The sequence below is a fragment of the Desulfovibrio inopinatus DSM 10711 genome, assembly GCF_000429305.1.
GTDB classification, from domain to species: domain Bacteria; phylum Desulfobacterota; class Desulfovibrionia; order Desulfovibrionales; family Desulfovibrionaceae; genus Alteridesulfovibrio; species Alteridesulfovibrio inopinatus.
Genome location: NZ_AUBP01000070.1, coordinates 1 through 1,250 on the forward strand (window position 1 = coordinate 1; position 1,250 = coordinate 1,250).

Here is a 1,250-nt window from a genome sequence, read left to right on the forward strand (position 1 = left end):
TCGGCATGCCGTGGACATGTTGACGGAACGATTGGAACGGCTGGGACATACGGTGTTGTCGTTTGTTCGGCAATCCGGGGTTACCGGTGATCAACAGTTATGGGCGTTTGATGCTGCGGGCGGTGACCCGGAAACGTGGATTCGGTCGGCGGCCGGGGCGGAGAAATTCCGCTGGAATTTGCTCGGTGCGACGCAAAGCGATCTCTGCATTTATATTGGGCCGGCTGGATGTGATGCCTGGGCCGAGGTGGGCGCGGCCTGGGCTGCCGGGGTGCCGGTGATTGGATTGTGGGCCAAAGGCGAACCGATCGGACTCAATCGGCGCATGATTCGGCAGTGGTTTTCCTCGTATATCGAGTTGGAACAGGCGTTGCGGCAGCGTGGATCGCTCTTGGCCAAGGAGGTGGCGTATGCATGATATCTACCTGGAACGTGTGGCGGTGGTGAAGCCTGATCATGCAGCCTACCCGGGGATGACATTGCAAACGCCCTGCTATGCCTTGCCGGAGGGGTATAAGCCCTGCAAAAAGCCGGGATTGCATCGGGCCATGGTGGTTGGCGGTGGGCCGCGTTGTGCCGGGTGTGAGTTTATGTGTCGGTTGCCGGTTGTCGAAGAAAAAGACATCGGCAAAGGCTACGAATTTCGGACCTTCGGGAAGGGAAAAGAATATGTCCGAAAACTCTGAGCGATTTATCGTCCGTGATGGGGCCAATCCCGGCGGGGCGGTGCTTGTCGATGTGCATGACGAAAATCGATTCGTCGCGAATTTTCTCAAGCATCCGAAAAAGCCCCTGGCGGCGCGGCAGTTGGCGGAACGGTGCGCGCTTGTGCTTAACGACTGGTACGCGGAATGGAGCAAAAAACATGGCAGCGAATCATAGACAAGCGCTCTTGGCCAAGGTGCATATTGCCAAGAAAGACCTTGGGTTGGCGGATGAGGATTACCGGTATCTCCTCGAAGAGCGGTATGGCGTGGCATCGGCCGGGATACTGGATGGAAAGCAACTCGCCGCCTTGGTGGATTATTTTGTGAGCTGTGGCTGGGACGATGGAAGCGAGGAGCGCAACCGGCCTCGCCCTGGGCGGGCCACGGAAAAACAGGTGCGGGCCATTCGGGGCTTGTGGGCCAAACATGCCCGCAAGCCCGATGCCAAGAGCCTGGGGAAATGGCTTCATCGGTATTGGAAGGTGGACAAACCGGAATGGCTGACCGTGCCGCTGGCCTCGGAAGTGATTGTGGCATTGCACA

General features: G+C 58.2%; 4 protein-coding genes. All 4 read left to right on the forward strand.

Going from position 1 to position 1,250, the window contains the following annotated elements; genetic code table 11:
* On the forward strand, nt 1–418 hold a 418-nt coding region (locus G451_RS34675), incomplete at its 5' end, for a hypothetical protein (RefSeq protein ID WP_027185691.1).
* A complete protein-coding gene (locus G451_RS0120395) occupies nt 411–686 on the forward strand; it encodes a hypothetical protein (protein ID WP_027185692.1) in 276 nt (91 codons plus the stop codon). The genes G451_RS34675 and G451_RS0120395, both read left to right, overlap by 8 nt.
* A complete protein-coding gene (locus G451_RS0120400; RefSeq protein WP_027185693.1) occupies nt 670–882 on the forward strand; it encodes a hypothetical protein in 213 nt (70 codons plus the stop codon). The genes G451_RS0120395 and G451_RS0120400 overlap by 17 nt, the downstream gene beginning before the upstream one ends.
* Nucleotides 866–1,250 (forward strand): regulatory protein GemA (locus tag G451_RS33220; RefSeq protein ID WP_051261730.1); only part of this gene is annotated, 385 nt, incomplete at its 3' end. The genes G451_RS0120400 and G451_RS33220, both read left to right, overlap by 17 nt.

Coding starts and splice junctions, on each gene's coding strand:
- G451_RS0120395 (WP_027185692.1), top strand. CDS start 411: ATGCATGATATCTACCTGGAACGTGTGGCGGTGGTGAAGCCTGATCAT.
- G451_RS0120400 (WP_027185693.1), top strand. CDS start 670: ATGTCCGAAAACTCTGAGCGATTTATCGTCCGTGATGGGGCCAATCCC.